Source organism: Flavonifractor sp. An92, assembly GCF_002159175.1.
Taxonomy (GTDB): Bacteria; Bacillota; Clostridia; order Oscillospirales; family Oscillospiraceae; genus Pseudoflavonifractor_A.
The window spans coordinates 1-19,135 of sequence record NZ_NFGZ01000020.1; the positions used below are offsets into that span (position 1 = coordinate 1).

The 19,135-nt window shown below is 63.8% G+C and carries 15 protein-coding genes; 12 read left to right on the forward strand and 3 right to left on the reverse strand.

What is annotated here, in order from left to right; translation table 11 throughout:
- Positions 1 to 53 precede the first annotated feature (53 nt).
- The 4 genes from B5G43_RS12255 to B5G43_RS12270 all read left to right on the forward strand — a co-directional run bounded on the left by B5G43_RS12255 (position 54) and on the right by B5G43_RS12270 (position 4,117).
- The gene (locus B5G43_RS12255; protein WP_087261804.1) at positions 54 to 1,247 is read left to right on the forward strand and encodes a YibE/F family protein; all 1,194 of its coding nucleotides are present in this window, start codon (positions 54 to 56) and stop codon (positions 1,245 to 1,247) included.
- A gap of 82 nt (positions 1,248 to 1,329) precedes the next feature.
- Positions 1,330 to 2,190: a hypothetical protein gene (locus B5G43_RS12260; protein WP_087261806.1), complete on the forward strand. Its 861-nt coding sequence runs from the start codon at positions 1,330 to 1,332 to the stop codon at positions 2,188 to 2,190.
- A complete protein-coding gene (locus tag B5G43_RS12265) occupies positions 2,187 to 3,410 on the forward strand; it encodes a glycoside hydrolase family 3 protein (RefSeq protein WP_087261808.1) in 1,224 nt (407 codons plus the stop codon). Before B5G43_RS12260 ends, B5G43_RS12265 begins: the two co-directional genes overlap by 4 nt.
- A gap of 221 nt (positions 3,411 to 3,631) precedes the next feature.
- Positions 3,632 to 4,117: a PTS glucose transporter subunit IIA gene (locus tag B5G43_RS12270; RefSeq protein WP_087261810.1), complete on the forward strand. Its 486-nt coding sequence runs from the start codon at positions 3,632 to 3,634 to the stop codon at positions 4,115 to 4,117.
- Between the two features lie 59 nt (positions 4,118 to 4,176).
- Here B5G43_RS12270 and B5G43_RS12275 read toward each other — a convergent pair whose 3' ends face one another.
- Positions 4,177 to 6,708: an FAD-dependent oxidoreductase gene (locus tag B5G43_RS12275; RefSeq protein WP_087261812.1), complete on the reverse strand. Its 2,532-nt coding sequence runs from the start codon at positions 6,706 to 6,708 to the stop codon at positions 4,177 to 4,179.
- 285 nt (positions 6,709 to 6,993) lie between these two features.
- On the opposite strand from B5G43_RS12275, the gene B5G43_RS12280 reads away from it, so the two are divergent.
- Positions 6,994 to 8,436, forward strand: a complete 1,443-nt coding sequence (locus tag B5G43_RS12280) for an aspartate ammonia-lyase (RefSeq protein ID WP_087261814.1) — start codon at positions 6,994 to 6,996, stop codon at positions 8,434 to 8,436.
- Between the two features lie 66 nt (positions 8,437 to 8,502).
- Here B5G43_RS12280 and hydA read toward each other — a convergent pair whose 3' ends face one another.
- Together hydA and B5G43_RS12290 are read right to left on the reverse strand one after the other, a co-directional pair.
- Positions 8,503 to 9,894 carry a dihydropyrimidinase gene (gene hydA / locus B5G43_RS12285; protein ID WP_087261816.1) on the reverse strand — a complete coding sequence of 464 codons (1,392 nt, stop codon included), beginning with the start codon at positions 9,892 to 9,894 and terminating at the stop codon, positions 8,503 to 8,505.
- Positions 9,895 to 9,944: 50 nt separating this feature from the next.
- Positions 9,945 to 11,399, reverse strand: a complete 1,455-nt coding sequence (locus B5G43_RS12290) for an NCS1 family nucleobase:cation symporter-1 (RefSeq protein ID WP_087261818.1) — start codon at positions 11,397 to 11,399, stop codon at positions 9,945 to 9,947.
- A 321-nt stretch (positions 11,400 to 11,720) separates the two neighbouring features.
- Between B5G43_RS12290 and B5G43_RS12295 the strand changes: the two genes are divergently transcribed.
- From B5G43_RS12295 to B5G43_RS12325, 7 genes are all read left to right on the forward strand, one after another.
- Positions 11,721 to 11,918, forward strand: a complete 198-nt coding sequence (locus tag B5G43_RS12295; RefSeq protein ID WP_087261820.1) for a hypothetical protein — start codon at positions 11,721 to 11,723, stop codon at positions 11,916 to 11,918.
- Between the two features lie 394 nt (positions 11,919 to 12,312).
- Entirely contained in the window at positions 12,313 to 13,284 is a 972-nt protein-coding gene (locus B5G43_RS12300; protein ID WP_087261821.1) for an ABC transporter ATP-binding protein, read from the forward strand.
- Positions 13,284 to 14,264 carry an oligopeptide/dipeptide ABC transporter ATP-binding protein gene (locus B5G43_RS12305; protein WP_087261823.1) on the forward strand — a complete coding sequence of 327 codons (981 nt, stop codon included), beginning with the start codon at positions 13,284 to 13,286 and terminating at the stop codon, positions 14,262 to 14,264. The genes B5G43_RS12300 and B5G43_RS12305 overlap by 1 nt, the downstream gene beginning before the upstream one ends.
- A gap of 48 nt (positions 14,265 to 14,312) precedes the next feature.
- Entirely contained in the window at positions 14,313 to 15,953 is a 1,641-nt protein-coding gene (locus B5G43_RS12310; protein WP_087261825.1) for an ABC transporter substrate-binding protein, read from the forward strand.
- Positions 15,954 to 16,073: 120 nt separating this feature from the next.
- On the forward strand, positions 16,074 to 17,099 hold the full coding sequence (locus B5G43_RS12315; RefSeq protein WP_087261827.1) for an ABC transporter permease subunit: 1,026 nt from the start codon (positions 16,074 to 16,076) through the stop codon (positions 17,097 to 17,099).
- 14 nt (positions 17,100 to 17,113) lie between these two features.
- A complete protein-coding gene (locus B5G43_RS12320) occupies positions 17,114 to 17,953 on the forward strand; it encodes an ABC transporter permease (RefSeq protein WP_204244509.1) in 840 nt (279 codons plus the stop codon).
- Positions 17,954 to 18,026: 73 nt separating this feature from the next.
- Positions 18,027 to 19,097 carry a Xaa-Pro peptidase family protein gene (locus B5G43_RS12325; protein WP_087261829.1) on the forward strand — a complete coding sequence of 357 codons (1,071 nt, stop codon included), beginning with the start codon at positions 18,027 to 18,029 and terminating at the stop codon, positions 19,095 to 19,097.
- Positions 19,098 to 19,135: the final 38 nt, after the last annotated feature.

The following is a 19,135-nucleotide window of genomic DNA, read 5'->3' on the forward strand; positions in this document are numbered from 1 at the left end:
CCCCCGGGGGGGGGGGGGCCGCCCCCTGATTTTTTCACGAGAGGATGAGTGCCATGTCCGCCAAACCATCCAAGTCCTCTGTGCCCGATGTCCCCACCCTCCGGGACGCACTGACGCCCCGCCGCCTGCTGGGTCTGGTGGTGGGTGCGGTGCTGCTGCTTTTGCTGGTGGCGGGGGCGATGCTCCTCCGCCCGGCGGAGCGGGAGCTCACCGCCGCCCAGAAGCGGCAGTTTGCCACGGCAAAGGTCACCGACGTGCTCTATGACGACGCCGTCAGCGCCGACTGGAGCGAGGGCCTGCGCCTGGGCACCCAGCTTCTGGAGGTGGAGGTCCTCAGCGGCCCCTGGAAGGGGTCGGTGCTGGAGACCTACAACTACCTCACCGCCTACGCCAATGTGGACTGCTCGGTGGGCACCCGGATCATCGTGCGCCTGGAGGAGGGGGACAACGGCGAACCCTACGTGGTGTCGGTGCCCAACTACGACCGTGGCACCATCCTCTTCGGGATGCTGGCGGTATTCGCCCTGATCCTGGTGGCCATCGGCGGAAAAAAGGGCCTGATGGCCCTGTTGGGACTAGTTTACACCCTGGCGGGCGTCTGGTTCCTCCTCATCCCCATGATCTTGAAGGGGCTCCCCTCCATCCCCTCCGCCATTGCCGTGGCGGCCCTCACCGCCGTGGCCTCGCTGCTGATGCTCACCGGCTTCTCCCGCAAAACCCTGTGCGCCGCCCTGGGCTGTGTGTGCGGCGTGGCGGCGGCGGGGCTCTTCGCCTGGGCAGTGGGGCAGATCACCCCCATCAGCGGCTTCAATATGAGCGAGGCAGAGGAGCTGGTGCTGCGGGCCTACGACTCTGACCTGGAGATCCGGGGCCTGCTGGTCAGCGGCATCCTCATCGCCGCCCTGGGCGCAGTGATGGACGTGGCCATGTCCATCTCCTCGGCCTGCTGGGAGCTGCGGGAGGTGGACCCCACTCTCTCCGCCGGGCGGCTCTTCCGCTCGGGGCTGAACATCGGCCGGGACGCCATGGGCACCATGGCCAACACCCTGATCCTGGCCTTTGCCGGTGCGTCGCTGAACATGCTCATCCTCTTCCAGGTCTACGGCTACCCCCTCATCCAGATCCTCAACAGCGACGGCATGGCGGTGGAGCTCATCCAGAGCGTGGCCGGTTCGGTGGGCATCCTGCTCACGGTGCCTCTGGTGGCCCTCTTCTGCGCCCGGCTGATGCCCCCGCGCCGGAGCTGACGGCCACTTGTTCCCGGGCTGCCGCGGGTGTATCATAGCCTTATCAAGCCCCTCGGGGCCTTACAAGAAGGAGGACGGCGCGATGAACTTCACTTTGGATTCCATACAGCAATTCATCCTTCAGGAGCTCTTATCCCCCGACAACACCCTGGAGGTCCTGGACGCCCCGGCCTTTGCCGCCGACCCCCTGGTGGGCTGCGCCGCCGGAGACGATCCCCTCTTTGCCCAGTTCCGCTCCGACATCACCCCGGAGTATCTCCTGCCCCAGGACTGGATGGCCAAGGCCGGAGTGGAGGCCGCGCCCGGCGAGCTCCGCGTGGTGAGCTGGGTCCTCCCCCAGACCGCCGAGACCAAGGCCGCCCAGCGGGAGCAGAGCCGTTACCCCGCCAAGCCCTGGTCGGCCAACCGAGCCTTCGGACAGGCCTTTCAGAACCGGATGGCGGGGCGGCTGGTGGAGTGGCTCAATCAGCAGGGCATCCCCGCCGTGTGCCCCGCCATCCATCCGGATTTCCGTCAGGTGACCTCTCCCCGGTTCGGTTTCGCCTCCAACTGGAGCGAGCGCCACACCGCCTACACCTGCGGCCTGGGCACCTTTGGCCTGTGCGACGGGCTCATCACTGCCCGGGGCAAGGCAGTGCGCCTGGGCTCGGTCATCGTGAAGGCCTCCCTGACCCCCACCCCCCGGCCCTATGACCACTACCGGGCCTACTGCCTCTATGACCAGGGTTGCCGGGCCTGCATCCAGCGCTGCCCCGCCGGGGCCATCACCGCCGAGGGCCACGACAAGCCCAAGTGCAGCGCCTACTGCAAGCAGATCTTTCAGGACAAGCGGGGCGAATTCGGTTTTGACGGGGTGTACGGCTGCGGCCTGTGCCAGAGCCGGGTGCCCTGCGCCGACGGTATCCCCCGCCGCGCCGCGGATGTCTCCGGAGGTGCCGTATGAGCCGCTCCCGCCTGATTGGGACCCTGCTGGGCCTGGCTGTGGTGCTGGCGGTGGCGGCTGCGGCTGTCTGGGCCGTGAGCCGGGCCGCCTCCACCCTCTTTCCCGTCGCATCCACCCCCGCCCCGTCTGCCCCCATCACGCTGGTAGAGCCCACGCCCGAGCCCACTGCGGATGACGCGGACCAGCTGCGGGCCCGGGCGGAGGAGATCCTGTCCGGCATGACTCTCCATGAAAAGGTGTGCCAGCTCTTCATCGTCTACCCCGAGGCCATCACCGGCGTGTCCCGGGTGACCGCCGCCGGGGAGACCACCCGGAAGGCCCTGGATGAGTACCCGGTGGGCGGCTTCCTCTACGACCGGAAGAACATGGTCAGCAAAGAGCAGCTCACCGACATGCTCACCACGGTCCAGACCTATTCCGAGATTCCCCTCATCCTCACCTGCGACGAGGAAGGCGGGCGGGTCAACCGCCTCATGTCCACCGTGGGCACCACCTGGGTGGGGCCCATGCTGGACTACAAGGACCAGGGAACTGACGTGGCCTTTGAAAACGCCCGCACCATCGCCGCTGACCTGGTGTCCTGCGGCTTCAACACCGATCTGGCCCCGGTGGCCGACGTGTGGTCCAACCCGGAAAACACCGTCATCGGCGACCGGGCGTACAGCGACGACTTCCAGCAGGCCGCCGAGCTGGTGGCCGCCGCGGTGGACGGCTTCCATGACGGCGGCGTGGCCACCGCGATCAAGCACTTCCCCGGCCACGGCGACACCTCCGCCGACTCCCACGAGGGGGCAGTGTATGTGGAACGCACTTTGGAAGAGCTGCGGCAGGAGGAGCTGGTCCCCTTCCAGGCCGGCATCGACGCGGGGACCGATATGGTGATGGTGGGTCACCTCATCGTTTCCGACGTGGACGACCAGCCCGCCCCCTTCTCCTATGCCATCGTGACGGAGCTGCTGCGGGAAGAGATGGGCTTTGACGGGGTGGTCATCACCGACGGGCTCCAGATGAAGGCCATGACCGACGCCTACTCCAGCGCCGAGATCGCCCTCAAGGCGGTAAAGGCGGGGGTAGACCTGCTCCTGTGCCCGGAGGATTTACACAGCGCCGTGGCCGCCCTAGAAGGGGCGGTGGAGGACGGGACCCTCCCGGCAGAGCGCCTGGACGAAAGTGTGCTGCGTATCCTGACCTTAAAGCTGGAGCGAGGCCTTTTTGACTGAGCTTTGTATTCTTCTTGCTGCCGCGATTTGCCCGGATTGTTATAAATTGCGGGTATGAGCCCCGTTTCAGCCCATTTTATCATCAGTTTTACGGAAGAATCTGGCTTGCAGGCCGTACCTATCCGCATTATAATGAGCATGTGGCCGGTGGAGAGACATCTGGCCGCACCCACATCAAATGCAGTCGGCCGGTCCATGCGGCCGTGAAGGAGGTTTCTCTCATGTTTTTTGGCAAGAAGAAGAACGTGGCTCCCGTGGAGCCCCAGCTGGTTGCCCCGATGACCGGCGAATATATCAACATCGCTCAGGTGCCCGATCCTGTGTTCTCCAAGAAGGTGCTGGGTGACGGTGTGGCCGTCATGCCCACCGAGGGTCTGGTGGTGGCTCCCATCAGCGGCAAGATCATCAGCATTGCCGACACCAAGCACGCCTTCGGCCTCCAGGCCGACGGCCTGGACATCCTCATCCACATCGGCCTGAACACCGTGGAGCTGGCCGGTGACGGCTTCGAGCCCCTGGTGAAGGTGGGCCAGACCGTGAGCGTGGGCGACCCCATCTGCCGGGTGGATCTGAACCTGATCCGCAGCCAGGGCTACGCTCTGTACACCCCCGTGGTCATCACCAACATCGACGCGGTAAAGGAGCTGACCACCCACACCGGCAGCGGCACTGCCGGCCAGACCGTGGTGCTGGAGTACACGAAGTAATCCTTCCACAAGCAACCAAAAAACCGGGCGCTGCATATGCAGCGCCCGGTTTTTTCGGGTTAGCCCAGCACTTTCTGGAAGGGGACCTGCTCCTCCAGCGCCTGAGTCAGGCGGGCCATTTCGGAGAGATCCCCCAGAAGAATGACGCCGCACAGGCGATTATTGAGGAAATAATACTTTTTGTATTGCTTTTTGCCGGCATCCTGGAACTCCACCGACTTGTAGAGCAGGTTGGGGTTCTTGCCGTTGTCGCCGGCGGAGAAGAGGGCGGTGTTCATGCCGTGGAAGGTGAGGGCGGCGGACACGCCGGCGTAGGTCACCTCGTCCCCGGCGGCACAGGCGCCGGCCACGCGGCCCTCCTCAGCGGCCTGGGGCCAGATGGCGTAGTTGACACCCTTGAACTGGGCGCAGTCGCCGCAGGCATACACGCCGGGCAGGTTGGTCTCCATCTTCTCGTTGACCACCACGGCCCGGTCCACCTCCAGGCCCATCTCCTTGGCCAGGGCCACGTTGGCGCGCACGCCGGCGGAGATGATGACCAGCTCGGCGGGGAACACGGTGCCGTCGGCCAGGCGCACGCCGGTGACGGCGTCCTCGCCCTCGATGGCGGCGATCTGGGCGGCGGTGTGGATGGCGATGCCCTGCTCCTCGCTGACGCGGCGGAGGAGGGCGGCGGCGTTCTCATCCAGCTGGCGGCCCATGAGGACGGGGGCGGCCTCCAGCACGGTGACCTCCAGTCCGCCCTTCTTCAGCTCCCAGGCAGCCTCCAGTCCCAGGACGCCGCCGCCGATGACCACGGCGTGCTTGGCCGTCTCCATGAGGGCCATCACCTTGTGGGCGTCGCTCAGGCGGCGGATGGCCACCACCTGCTCCTTGTCGCTGCCCGGGATGGGGGGCACGAAGCACTCGCTGCCCAGGGCGTAGATGAGGCGGGTGAAGTGGAGCTTGGTGCCGTCGTCCAGCACGGCCTCCTTGGCGGCCGCATCCACCGACACGACCTTGTGGCCCAGCACCTCGCAGATGTTCTGCTCCTGGTACCAGCTGGCGGGCTCGATGGCGATCTGCTCGGCGGTGAGGCCGGCCAGGATGGACTTGGTGAGCATGGGACGGTTGTAGGCGCTCACCGGCTCGTCAGAGACGATGGTAATGGCGCCGGTCTTATCCCGCTCGCGAATGGCCTTGGCGGCGTTGAAGCCCGCCGCGCCGTTACCCAGGATCAGGTAGAACTCCTTGCTGTCGTTGCGGTAGCCGGTGTCCTCCACCTCCACGGGGACGAAGTTCTCCTTGCCCACGCCGCACACGGGGCAGATCTCCAGGGAGGAGTCGAAGATCTCGCCGCACACCAGGCACTTGACCAGAGAGCGGGTGCCGGGGGCCTTGGGCTTCACCGGCTCCTTGTTCTGCACCAGGCAGCCGAACTGATAGCCCCACTCATAGGCCCCCACCAGGTCGGCCTCGCTGGGCTTGAAGCGGACCCGGTAGCCGTCCACCACCTTCATGCGCAGCTGCTTGAGGCGCTGGGTGATGTTGGGCACGCCCTCGCCGCTCCAGCCGTAGCTGCCGAAGGCGCCGGCGTGTTTGCCGCCGTGGGTACCGGCGAACATGGAGGTAGTCAGGTCCCAGATGGGCTTCAGGGCCTCGCCCACGATGGTGGGGGTGCCCAGCAGGATGCCGTCGGCAAAGAGGACCTCCTCATTGACCTTGGCCGGGTCGGCGGTGACCAGGTCGTAGGAGCGCACATCCACCTCGCCGCTGTCGGCCACGCCCTGGGCGATCTTCTCGGCCAGCATGCCGGTGTAGCCGTAGGCGCTCACATAGGGGATGATGACCGTCTTGCGGGGGTTGGGGTTGACGACGGTGGACCACTTCTCATAGGTGTCCAGCATCCAGGGGATGTCCTGATCCAGCACGGGGCCGTGGCCGGGGCAGATCATAGTGAGATCCAGGGCCCGCACCTTGGGCAGAGCCTTGAGCATGAAGGGCTTGAAGGGCCCAATGATGCAGTCGAAGTAGTAGCGCAGGGCCTTCTCATAGTCGGCCCGGTTCTCCACCTTGCTCAGCAGCACCCCCTCGTGGGCGTAGTGGGAGCCGAAGGAGTCACAGGTCACCAGGATCTGCTCCTCCTCAATAAAGGTGTACATAGTGTCGGGCCAGTGCAGGTTGGGCACCACCAGGAAGCGCAGGGTCTTGTCCCCGATGGTCATGCGCTGGCCGTCCTTGATGGGCATGCTGACAAAGTCCCGGTTGACGATCTCCTTCAGGAAACCGGCGGCACAGCCGGTGGAGAGTATCTTCATCCGTGGGCTCAGGTCCAGCAGCTTCTCGATGCTGCCGGCGTGGTCGGGCTCGGTGTGGCTGACCACCAGATAGTCGATGGCGGTGACGTCCACCAGCTCTTTGAGCTTGTCCAGGTAGTCGTCAAAAAACTTGGCCTTGGCCGTCTCGAACAGGACGGTCTTGTCCCCGGCCCGGAGCACATAGGAATTGTAGGTGGTGCCGAACTCGGTCTCCATGATGATATCAAAGACCCGCAGGTCGTAATCCTGGATGCCGGTCCAGTAGAATCCCTCACGCAATTTCAAGGTTTTCACGGTTGGCATTGCCTCCTTTTAAATCAAATGAAATCCACACATCCTTCCGCCCCCGGTGGGGCCGCGGGGACGTGATAGGTTATTATACCACGTCTCATGGGCCTGTGTCACGGTCTGCTGGAGCCGTCAAAAAACTTGGTCAATTTTTGTGCAATTATTCCTGCATTTGCAGTTGAAACTTTCATTTGCAAGTGCTATGATAGGCACCGTGACAGAGAACTTGCATTTTAACGCCGGCGCGGCGGTCCCGCTCCGAGCTTTATGGAGTTTATGGAGGTAAGCATCATGAGCGATCCCACGGTCCTGAACCAGAAGAGCGGCGAGTTCCGCTCGGAGCACGATTCCATCGGCGAGCGTGCCATTCCCAAGGACGCCTACTACGGCGTTCAGTCCCTGCGCGCGGCGGAAAACTTTCACATCACCGGCCTGACCATGCACCCGGAGATCATCAACTCCATCGCGGAGATCAAGAAGGCCTCCGCCATCACCAACCACGAGATCGGCCTGCTGGACAAGAAGGTGGCCGACGCCATCGTGAAGGCCTGTGACGAGATCGTGGAGGGCAAGCTCCACGACGCCTTCATCGTGGACCCCATCCAGGGCGGCGCCGGCACCAGCCTGAACATGAACGCCAACGAGGTCATTGCCAACCGCGCCATTGAGCTGCTGGGCGGCCAGAAGGGCGACTACTCCCTGGTGAACCCCAACGACCACGTCAACTGCGGCCAGTCCACCAACGACGTGTTCCCCTCCGCCGGCAAGATGGCCGTGCTGAAGCTCCTCATCAAGGCCCAGATCCAGCTGGAGCGCCTGTACAAGGAGCTGGTCAAGAAGGCCGAGGAGTTTGACGACGTGCTGAAGATGGGCCGCACCCAGCTGCAGGACGCGGTGCCCATCCGCCTGGGCCAGGAGTTCCGGGCCTATAGCGAGGCCATCCGCCGGGATGTGGCCCGCATCGAGCACGCTCAGGACGAGATGCGCTGCCTGAACATGGGCGGCACCGCCGTGGGCACCGGCATCAACGCCGACGAGATGTACCTCCACCGCATCGTGCCCAACCTGTCCAAGGTGTCCGGCCTGCGGCTGATCCAGGCCTTTGACCTCATCGACGCCACCCAGAACCTGGACGGCTTCGTGGCCGTGTCCGGCGCGGTCAAGACCTGCGCGGTGAACCTGTCCAAGATGTGCAACGACCTGCGCCTCATGTCCTCCGGTCCCCGCTGCGGCTTCGGCGAGATCAACCTGCCCGCCCGCCAGAATGGCTCCTCCATCATGCCCGGCAAGGTCAACCCCGTCATCCCCGAGGTGGTCAACCAGGTGGCCTTCAACATCATGGGCAACGACCTGACCGTCACCATGGCCGCCGAGGCCGGCCAGCTGGAGCTCAACGCCTTTGAGCCTATCATCTTCTGGAACCTGACCCACGCCGTGGAGTTCCTGACCTACGCCGTGAACACCCTCACCGACCACTGCATCGTGGGCATCACCGCCAACCGCGAGCGCTGCAAGTCCATGGTGGAGAACAGCGTGGGCATCATCACCGCCCTGTGCCCCCATGTGGGCTACGAGACCGCGGCCAAGGTGGCCAAGCGCGCCATTGCCACCGGCGAGAGCGTGCGCAGCCTGATCCTGTCCGAGGGTCTGCTGGACGAGGAGAGCCTGAACAAGATCCTCGATCCCTACTCCATGACCGAGCCCGGCATCTCCGCCAAGGAGCTGCTGAAGTAATTCCCCCCAAGATCAAAAAAACCCGGCCCCCGGAGCAGTGCTCCGGGGGCCGGGTTTTACTGTTGTTTAGTCCTGGCAGAGAACGCTCTTGCCGCGCTTGAGGTAGCGGCCGTCGCCCTTCTTGCCCACGAACTGGTTGTCCTTGACCACAACCTGGCCGTGGGAGAGGACCATGTCAATGGCGCCCTGGAGCTCCAGGCCCTCGTAGCAGGTGTAGTCCACCGCGCCGTGCATGTCGGCGTGGGTGAGCACGTGCTTGCGGTCGGGGTCCAGAATGACCACATCGGCGTCGGCGCCGGGCTGCAGGTTACCCTTGCGGGGGTAGAGGCCGTACATGCGGCTGGGCTCGGCGCACAGCAGGCGCACCAGGTCGCAGATGGACAGACGGCCCTTGGCCACGCCCTCGGAGTACATCACCGGCAGGCGCTCCTCCACACCGGGGGCGCCGTTGGGGCAGGCGGTGAAATCGCCCACGCCGAACTGCTTCTCCTTCTTGAAGTTGAACGGGCAGTGGTCGGTGGCCACGGTGTCGATGACGCCGTCCTGCAGGCCTTTCCACAGGGCCTCGCAGTCCTTCTCGGTGCGCAGCGGGGGGGACATAATGGCCTTCAGGCCCTCCTGGGGGTCCTTGTAGGCGTCCTCGGTGAGGACCAGGTACTGTGTGCAGGTCTCCACGCCCACGTTCTTCTGTCCGTGCTTCTTGGCGCGGCGGATCTCATCCAGGCCGGCGGCGGTGGACAGGTGAACGATATAGAGGGGGGCGTCTCCAGCCATGGCGGCGATCTGGAGCATACGGCCCACAGCCTCGGCCTCGCAGCGGGCGGGGCGGCTCTTGGCGTGGTAGATGGGGTCGGTGCAGCCCTGGGACTTGTAGTAAGCCCGCAGGTAGTTGACCACACCGTCGTTCTCACAGTGGATGGGGATGACGACGCCGTCCTTTTTGGCCTGCTGGAAGAGCTGGAACATGTCGGCGTCGGAGAGCTTGAAGTCGTAGGTCAGGTAGGCCTTGAAGCTGGTGATGCCCTCCTTCTCGGCGATCTCCCCCATCTCCTTCAGGATCTTCTCGTCCACATGCTGCAGCACGCCGTGGAAGCCGTAGTCGATGACGGCCTTGCCGTCGGCCAGGCGGTGATACTCCTCCACCTGATGCCACAGGCTGCACCCCTTGGGGCCGAAGGCCATGTGGTCCACAATGGTGGTGGTGCCGCCGCAGGCCGCGGCCACGGTGCCGGTGTAGAAGTCGTCTACCGCCCGGTGGGCGCCGGCCTGGAGATCCATATGGGTGTGTACATCCACCGCGCCGGGCAGGACATACTTGCCCGCGGCGTCGATGACCTCCGCGCCGTCGGCGCACAGATCGGCGCCCAGGGCCTTGATGACGCCGTCCTCGATGAGCAGGTCGCCGCGGAAGGTCTCAGACTCGGTGACGATGGTACCGTTTTTGATGATGGTGCGCATAGGGAACCTCCTTTTCCAATGTGTGGAACAGTCTGGTATTCAATTTGGTCTTAGCGGCCCTGGCGCTTGCACAGGGCGCTGTAGATCACGAAGGCAAAGATGCAGCCCAGCAGGTAGGAGCTATCGTAGATCCAGCTGAGCACGGGGATGAACTGGCAGACGAAGATGAACACGAACAGGGCGAACATGGTCACCAGAGCCAGCACGTTCCAGCCGCCCTGGTAGTAGTAGGCGCCGCCGTCCTGGTAGTAGAGGTCGGCCAGCTGCAGGCGGTTGCGGTACTGGCTCCACAGGGCAGCCAGGCACACGCCGGTGATGGGGCCGAGGAACACAGCCAGAGTGCCGTTGAGGGTGTAGACATAGCTCTCGGGGTTCTCAACCAGCTTCCAGGGCAGGAAGCAGATGGACAGCACGGTGGCCACGACCACGGCCTTCTTGTAGTTGAGGACCTTGCCGAACAGGGAGGAGAACACCACGGAGGCGGCGGCCAGGTTGCAGGCCACGTTGGTGGTCAGGGTAGCCAGGATGATGAACAGGGAGAACAGGATCACGACGAAGGGGCTGTCGAAGTGGGAGACCAGGATGCTGGGGTCCCAGAAAGCCTCGCCGAAGGCCAGCTCGGAGCCGGAGGTGCCGCAGATGCCCACAAAGACGATGAAGGCGGTCATGATGGGCGCGCCGATCAGCTGGCCCTTGACCTGGGCGCTCTCGCTGGTGGCGTGGCGGGTGTAGTCGGAGAAGTTGAGAGCGATGGTGGCGTCAAAGGCAATCATGGAGGTCAGGGAGGGGAAGAACTGAGACCAGAAGCTCTCGCCGTTGCCGCCGGCCACCTGGGTGGTGAAGAGGTTGCCCACGCCGCCCTTGGAGATGGCCAGCCAGAAGCCCCAGGCGATGACCACGCCGCTGAGGATGATGAGCACGGGAGCCGCAAAGTCCTCCAGGAAGCGGATGGCGCGGCTGCCGTGGTAGCCGATGTAGAAGTTGATAAGGACGAACAGGCCGAAGCTGATGAAGCTGTGGAAGGACAGGGCGGTGTAGCCGGGGATGATCACCGCGATGATGGCGTCCAGGGCGGTGCCGCCGATCCAGTTCTGGATACCGAACCACAGGCAGCCCATGAAGGCACGGATGATGGTGGGTATGGCTGTGCCCTTGGGTCCAAAGACCATCTTGGACAGCACGGGGAAGCTGGCGCCGTAGCGGGAGCCGAACTTACCCAGCAGGATGGAGGGGATGAGGACCAGGGTGTGGCCCAGCACGCAGATGAACAGGGCCTGATACCAGGTCAGACCGGCGGAGAGCAGAGCGCTGGCCATCATGTACACGGGGATGGACACCAGGATGCCGGTCCAGAGGGTGATGAAGTTCTTGGTGGACCACTCACGCCCGGACAGGGGGATGGGCGCGGTGTCCTCGGTGTAGATGTTCTTGTGCCGTTGGATTTCCTGAACGCCCTCCGGGGTCAATTCGACCACGAAGGAGTTCTCGCGCTGGAGTTGTGCCATAGGTATGCCTCTCTTTCAACCCAAAATAAAAATAATTATCGCTAATTATTTTTCTTACATTATACTCCTCATATCTCTTTCTTCAAGTGTATAAAATGCTGAAATCAGAAGGCAGTATTTGTGCGCTTCGGAGAAATTTGGCACCATTTTTCCCCAGCTCTGTCTATAAGATACCACAATGCACCGCGTAAAACAAGCGTTTCTATTTCGTGAGTACGAAATTTTGACCCACATTTTACGCTCTTTTGGTGGCATAGGTTCGCCGGGGCGGACTATACTGGTTCCAGTTCTGTACCGCGTCATTGGAAGGAGTGGTCCCCCATGTTGCCCTGTCAATCCGACTGTCCCTCCCACTTCCCCGGCTGCCACAAAACCTGTGCTCACTGGCGGGAATTCCAGGCCCGGCAGCGGGAACAGCGCCAGGCCAAAAAGGACTACCTCACCCATTATAATGAGGTGTGCTCCTGCATGACCCGGCAGCTGCGGGCCATCAGCGTCCCCTTCCGCTGCTACCGCTGAGCCCCGGACGAAACCGTGTGTGACTGTGTGTTTTTTCAGTTTTCTTCCTGATTTTGCAGCCGCCGCGCGTTCCCTCTTGCAGAACGCGTTCTACCTTCCTCTGCTCCTTTTTACCACCGCCTTGCCGCCTTTCCTCCCTGATTTTCGGGTATTTCGACCTTTTCCCGAAAAATACCGGTTTATTCCTGTCTCTCCCGGAGGGCCGTTTGAACGCCCTCCGGGGCTTTTCCATGCAAATTTACACTTGAAAAATGTCTCATAGTACGTTAGAATTATGCAATAAATTGAAGTTTCCCGGGCGCACTCCCCGTGGATTCTTTTTTTCATCCCGTGTTCGATACTTTAAACCGAAACCGTGTTAAAGTGCCCGACCGGGAGCGTTGGAGGTTTTTTTGTGAGCCAGCTTCTGGAAATCGAACATCTGAATATCCGCTTTGTCAATGGCGGAAAGGAAACAGAGGTGGTCTCGGACCTGTCCCTCAGCCTGGACCGGCGGGAGACGCTGGGCATCGTGGGTGAGTCGGGCAGCGGCAAGAGCGTCACCTCTCTTTCCATCATGCGTCTCCACCCCGACGAGACCACCCGCATCAAGGGTGCCATCCGCTTCGAGGACAAGGACCTGCTCGCCCTGAGTGAGCGGGAGATGCAGGACATCCGGGGCAACAAGATCGCCATGATCTTCCAGGAGCCCATGACCAGCCTGAACCCCATCCACACCGTGGGCAAGCAGATCGCCGAGAGCGTGCTGCTCCACAGCAAGGCCACCAAGAAGGAGGCCATGGCCCGGGCCCGGCAGCTGCTGGAGCTGTGCGGCATCCCCGACCCCGACCAGCGGATGAAGGAGTATCCCCACCAGCTCTCCGGCGGCATGCGCCAGCGGGTGATGATCGCCATCGCTCTGGCCTGCGACCCGGAGCTGCTCATCGCCGACGAGCCCACCACCGCCCTGGACGTGACCATCCAGGCCCAGATCCTGGAGCTCATGAAGGCCATCAAGAAGGACCGGGACATGAGCATCATCATGATCACCCACGACCTGGGGATCGTGTACGACTTCTGCGACCGGGTGGTGGTGATGTACACCGGCGAGGTGGTGGAGTCCGCCCCGGTGAAGGAGCTCTTCGCCGCGCCGCTCCATCCCTACACCGAGGGGCTCATCGGGGCTCTTCCCCGGCTGGGCCAGCCCACCGAGCGGCTCTCTGCCATTGAGGGCATGGTGCCCGACGCCGGCGACATGCCCCAGGGCTGCCACTTCCACCCCCGCTGTCCCTACGCCACCGAGCGCTGCCGGGCGGAGCATCCGCCCCTGACCACCCTGCCCGACGGGCGGCAGGTGAGATGTTTCCGCGGAAAGGGGGAGCAGTGATGGAGGACTCCAACGTGCTGGTACGCCTGGAGGGCGTGAAGCAGCATTTTACCATTAAAAAGGACCGCGGCCGCAAGGCCACCCTCTACGCCGTGGACGGCGTGGACCTGACCATCCACCGGGGCGAGACCCTGGGTCTGGTGGGCGAGTCGGGCTGCGGCAAGTCCACTCTGGGCAAGACCCTGCTGCGGCTCTACCCGCTCACCGCGGGCAAGATCACCTTTGACGGGCAGGACATCTCCCACCTGAAGGGCAAGGAGCTGCGGGACTTCCGCTGCAAGGCCCAGATGATCTTCCAGGACCCCTCCTCCTGCCTGAACCCCCGGCGGAAGATCCTGGACATCCTGATGGAGCCCTATGTGATCCACAAGCTGTATACCCCCGAGGAGCGGAAGCAGAAGGCTCTGGAGCTGTGCGACATGGTGGGCCTGTCCCACACCTATCTGGACCGCTATCCCCACGAGATGTCCGGCGGCCAGAAGCAGCGGGTGGGCGTCGCCCGGGCTCTGGCCCTCAACCCCAAGCTCATCGTCTGCGACGAGCCGGTGTCCGCTCTGGATGTGTCCATCCAGGCCCAGGTCATCAACCTGCTGGAGGACCTGCAGAAGCAGCTGGACCTGGCCTATCTCTTCATCTCCCACAACCTGAGCGTGGTGGAGCACTGCTGCCAGCGCATCGGGGTGATGTATCTGGGCAAGATCGTGGAGCTTGCCCCGGCGGAGGAGCTGTACCGCAGGGCCCTGCACCCCTACACCCAGGCCCTCATCTCGGCCATCCCCACCATCGGAGAGGAGGAGCGGCAGCGCACGGTGCTCACCGGCGACCTGCCCAGCCCCACCGCGCCGCCCCCCGGCTGTGCCTTCCACACCCGCTGCCCCTACGCCACGGAGGAGTGCCGCAAGACCTGTCCCGCCCTTCAGGAGGTGGAGCCGGGACACTTCGTGGCCTGCCACAACTGGGGCCATCTGACGAGGAGTTAAGGGCCCGCGCCCTTAGCCATTACCCACGCAACAGAAGGAGGAATTGAAATGAAACGCACGCTTTCCCTGCTCCTGACCGCGGCCATGCTCCTGGCGCTTCTGGCCGGCTGCGGCGGCGGCACCAAGGGCAACGTCCAGGGCAATGTCCAGGGCAACGCCGGCGACGGCGAGACCGCCAAGACCATCGTCATCGGCGGCCAGTCCGACCTCATCACCCTGGACCCCGGCCACATGTACGAGCCCTATGCCAACATGATCGCCTACGCCGCCTATGACATGCTCTACCGGGTCAAGAGCGGCACCCTGGGCACCCCCGAGCCCTCCGTGGCCACCGAGTACACCGTGGACGAGACCGGCACCGTCTACACCTTCAAGCTGCGGGAGGACGTGGTCTTTGCCAGCGGCAACCCCCTCACCGCCAAGGACGTGGTGTGGAGCGTCAACCGTGTCCTGAACATGAAGGAGTCCAACGCCTACACCAACATCAAGATCGTGGCGAAGGTGGAGGCCCCCGATGACTACACCGTGGTCTTTACCCTGACCCAGCCCGACGCCTCCTTCCTGGTGAAGCTGACCTCCAACGCCTACTGCATCCTGGACAGCGAGCTGGTCAAGCAGCACGGCGGCTCCGACGCCGGCGGCGACACCGCCCAGGAGTGGCTGGACACCACCTCTGCCGGCTCCGGCCCCTACATCATCGACAGCTGGACGCCCCAGGAGCAGCTCGTGCTGAAGAAAAACCCCAACTACTGGGGCGAGAGCAGCAACATCGACACCATCATCTTCCGTGAGATGACCAGCGTGGACGCCCAGATCACCGCCCTCCAGAACGGCGATGTGGACATCATCCTGGGCCTGAACAGCGAGACCGCCAAGCAGGTGGAGGGCATGGAGAACGTGACCTTCACCACCGGTGAGACCGCCATGATGACCTTCCTGGTCATGAGCCGGGACGCTTCCCTGTCCCCCGAGATGTCCAATCCCCTGGTGCAGAAGGCCGTGCGCCTGGCCCTGGACTATGAGGGCTATCTGACCCTGGGCGGCGAGGGCTGCCTGGTGCCCCTCAACTTTGTCCAGGACGGCTTCTCCGGCGGCATGGAGCGGGATCTCTCCACCCAGGGCCGCGACCTGGAGCAGGCCAAGGCCCTGATGGCCGAGGCCGGCTATCCCGATGGCTTCACCGTCACCCTCACCTGCGCCAACAACAACTCCGAGGGCCTGCAGTGGACCACCATCGCCCAGAAGGTGGCCCAGGACCTGGCCGAGATCGGCATCACCGTGAACATCGAGACGCTGGAGACCACCATGGTCTATGAGAAGATGCGCCAGGGTACCATGCCCTTCTACGTCATGTTCTGGAGCCCCGACTACTACGACATCAACAACCAGATCGACGCCTTCCTCCCCGGCACCGGCGACACCGGCACCGCCTACGGCAACCGGACCAAGTGGGAGCGCACCGCCGACAACGAGGAGCTGTGGACCCTGGGCGACCAGGTGAAGGTGGAGACCGACGAGACCAAGCGCGCCGAGCTCTCCCAGCAGCTCCAGGAGCTCTTTGAGGAGGATAACCCCTTCGCCTTCCTGCTCCAGCACCCCAAGACCTACGCCTACCGCACCGACCGTCTGGAGGACGTGACCTACAACGACCTCTGTAAGATCGAGCTGTGCGAGCTGGTGGCCAAGTAAGCATCCCAATCCCCTTGCCGGGGGCTGGTTCCAGCCCCCGGCAGGGAATATTCTCGTTTGATCGCGCAAAGAAAGCTCTGTCTCCGGCAGCGCTTTCTTTACGCGATCAGAGGAAAGGACGTGCCTGTTTTGCTGCGATACATCCTCCGACGCCTGGGCCTGATGGTGGTCTTGCTCTTCGGCGTCTCGGTCCTGGTATTCATGATCTCCCACTTCGTCCCCAGCTCCCCCGAAGCGGCCAACCTGAGCCAGTCCGCCCTGAACGATCCGGAGATCGTGGCGGCCTACCGGGCCAAGTGGGGCCTGGATAAGCCGGTGTGGGAACAGTACCTCATCTACATGAAGAACATCCTGGTCAACCACGACCTGGGCACCTCCATCCGCACCGGCCGCCCGGTGCTGGAGGAGCTGCAGCAGTACTTCCCCGCCACCCTGGAGCTGTCGGTGTTCGCCATGCTCATCGCCATCGTGTTCGGCGTGGCCTTCGGCATCATCTCGGCCATTTTCCAGAACAAGCCCATCGACCAGATCCTGCGGGCCATCTCGGTCAGTGGCGTGTCCCTGCCCAGCTTCTGGTTCTCGCTGCTCATCATGAACCTGTTCTGCAAGGTCTTTGCCATCTTCCCCAGCGGCAACCGGTATGACCCCCGGCTTTACGACCCCACCGGCGGCACCGGGCTCTACGTCCTGGACGCCATCTCCTGGGGGAACTTCTCCCTGCTGGGCGACGTGCTGGCCCACCTCTTCCTGCCGGCGCTGGTGCTGGGCTTCTTCACCATGGGCCTCATCACCCGTCAGACCCGCTCGAACCTGCTGGAGGTCATGTCCTCCGACTACATCCGCACCGCCCGCTCCAAGGGCATGAGTCAGCGCCGGGTGGTCATCCACCACGCCCTGGGCAACGCCCTGGTGCCGGTCATCACGGTCAGCGGCATGGGCTTCTGCAACCTCCTGGGCGGCATGGTCTTTGTGGAGAAGATCTTCTCCTGGCCGGGCATCGGACAGTACGCCTACCTGGCCGCCGTCAATCTGGATTTCCCCGCCATCTGCGGCGTGTCCCTGCTCATCGCCGTGGTCTACGTGGTGGTCAACCTGGTCATCGACATCCTCTATGGTGTCATTGACCCCCGCATCCGGTATCAGTAAGGGGGGAGGATGTCATGAAAACACTGAGAGATCTGCTGCGGCAGAAAAACTTCATGTTCAAGCTGGGCATCGTGATCTGCCTGGCCTGGATCGTGGTGGCCATCCTGGCCCCCGTGCTGGCCCCTCACGACCCCAATCTGGGCGACGTGACCCGCAAATTCCTCGCCCCCAGCGCCGAGCACTGGTTCGGTACCGACGAGCTGGGCCGTGACGTGTTCAGCCGCGTGCTCTACGGCAGCCGCGTGTCCATCACCTGCGGCCTCATCACGGTGCTCATCTCCTTCGCCGTGGGCGTGTTCTTCGGCGGTCTGGCCGGCTATGTGGGCGGCGTAGTGGACGACATCATGATGCGCTTTTCCGAGATGATCCAGTCCTTCCCGCCCCTGATCCTCGCCATGGTCATCGCGGCGGCCCTGGGCCCCAACATCTCCAACTCCGTGCTGGCTATGGCCATCATCTGGTGGCCCAACTACGCGCGCCTGACGCGGAGCATCGTCATCTCCATCAAGCAGAACGACTATGTCACCGCCAGCCGGGTGCTGGGCGCTACCCACACCCGCATCCTCGGCAAGGAGCTGCTGCCCAACAGCGTGGGCTCCATGGTGGTCATGTGTACCCTGGACCTGGGCAACGCCATCCTCATGTTCTCCGGCCTCTCCTTCCTGGGCCTGGGCATCCAGCCCCCCACGGCGGAGTGGGGCGCCATGGTGAGCGCCGGCGTGGAGAACTCCAACTACTGGTGGGTGTCCACCTTCCCGGGTCTGGCCATCTTCAGCGTGGCCATCGGGGCCAACTTCATCGGCGACGGCCTGCGGGACTACCTGGACCCCAAGATGCGCCGCAGCAATTCCTGAACCCCCGGCAGCAAGACGCGGCCGCCTCATCCGGGGCGGCCGCGTTTCAATTTGGAAAGGAGTGTTTTTCAATATGGATCAGACGCGGTTGGAGCGGGTGCGGGCCCTTATGAAGGCCCAGGGCCTCTCCCAGATCGTGGTGGCCGCCACGGCGTCGGTGTACTACCTCACCGGCTACTGGGTGGAGCCCCATGAGCGGATGCTGGCCCTCTACCTGGACACGGAGGGCCGGGCGGTGCTCTACGGCAACGAGCTCTTCGGCCTCACCTCCACGCCGGAGCTCCCCCTGGTGGTCCACACCGACAGCGACGACCCGGTGGCGCAGCTGGCCCAGGCGGTCCGGCCCGGCGAGCTGGGCGTGGACAAGTTCTGGTACAGCAAGTTCCTCATGGGCCTCATGGCCCACCGGCCCGATGTGAAGCCGGTCCCCGGCTCCGATCCGGTGGACCTGGCCCGCAAGAGCAAGGACGAGGCCGAGCGGCAGGCCATGCGCCACAGCTCGGCCATGAACGACCAGGTCATGGCCCAGGCCATCGCCGCCATTGCCGACGGCGTGCGGGAGAACGAGCTGGCCAGCCTCATCAACCGGGAGTATCTGGCCCGGGGAGCCGACTGCGAGGGCCCCCAGCTGGTGTGCTTCGGCCCCAACGGCGCCGACCCCCACCACGCCCCCGACGGCACGGTGCTCAAGCCCGGCGACAGCATCACCTTCGACATCTTCACCCCCATCTCCCGCTACTGGTGCGACATGACCCGCACCGTCTTTTACAAGACCGTCAGTGAGGAGCAGCGGACCGTCTATGAGCTGGTCCGCCGGGCCAATGAGGCCGCCGAGGCCTTCATCCGCCCGGGCGTGCTCCTCTCCGAGGTGGACAAGGTGGCCCGGGACATCATCACCGACGGCGGCTACGGACCCTATTTCACCCACCGGCTGGGCCACGGCTGCGGCCTGGAGTGCCACGAGCCCCCCGATGTGAGCAGCGCCTCCCACACCCCGCTGGAGCCGGGCATGGTGTTCTCGGTGGAGCCGGGCATCTACCTGCCGGGCAAATTCGGCGTGCGCATCGAGGACCTGGTGCTGGTCACCGAGACCGGCTGCGAGGTGCTCAACCACCACCCCAAGGACCTGCTGGTGGTGGGCTGATCCCGACAAAAACGAACTCCCTCCCCAGTTCGGGGAGG

Excerpts from the sequence above, each read along its gene's own strand:
- B5G43_RS12320 (WP_204244509.1), top strand. The coding sequence starts at position 17,114 with ATGAAAACACTGAGAGATCTGCTGCGGCAGAAAAACTTCATGTTCAAG.
- B5G43_RS12265 (WP_087261808.1), top strand. The coding sequence starts at position 2,187 with ATGAGCCGCTCCCGCCTGATTGGGACCCTGCTGGGCCTGGCTGTGGTG.
- B5G43_RS12295 (WP_087261820.1), top strand. The coding sequence starts at position 11,721 with ATGTTGCCCTGTCAATCCGACTGTCCCTCCCACTTCCCCGGCTGCCAC.
- B5G43_RS12325 (WP_087261829.1), top strand. The coding sequence starts at position 18,027 with ATGGATCAGACGCGGTTGGAGCGGGTGCGGGCCCTTATGAAGGCCCAG.
- B5G43_RS12255 (WP_087261804.1), top strand. The coding sequence starts at position 54 with ATGTCCGCCAAACCATCCAAGTCCTCTGTGCCCGATGTCCCCACCCTC.
- B5G43_RS12270 (WP_087261810.1), top strand. The coding sequence starts at position 3,632 with ATGTTTTTTGGCAAGAAGAAGAACGTGGCTCCCGTGGAGCCCCAGCTG.
- B5G43_RS12290 (WP_087261818.1), bottom strand. The coding sequence starts at position 11,399 with ATGGCACAACTCCAGCGCGAGAACTCCTTCGTGGTCGAATTGACCCCG.
- B5G43_RS12260 (WP_087261806.1), top strand. The coding sequence starts at position 1,330 with ATGAACTTCACTTTGGATTCCATACAGCAATTCATCCTTCAGGAGCTC.
- B5G43_RS12280 (WP_087261814.1), top strand. The coding sequence starts at position 6,994 with ATGAGCGATCCCACGGTCCTGAACCAGAAGAGCGGCGAGTTCCGCTCG.
- hydA (WP_087261816.1), bottom strand. The coding sequence starts at position 9,894 with ATGCGCACCATCATCAAAAACGGTACCATCGTCACCGAGTCTGAGACC.
- B5G43_RS12310 (WP_087261825.1), top strand. The coding sequence starts at position 14,313 with ATGAAACGCACGCTTTCCCTGCTCCTGACCGCGGCCATGCTCCTGGCG.
- B5G43_RS12305 (WP_087261823.1), top strand. The coding sequence starts at position 13,284 with ATGGAGGACTCCAACGTGCTGGTACGCCTGGAGGGCGTGAAGCAGCAT.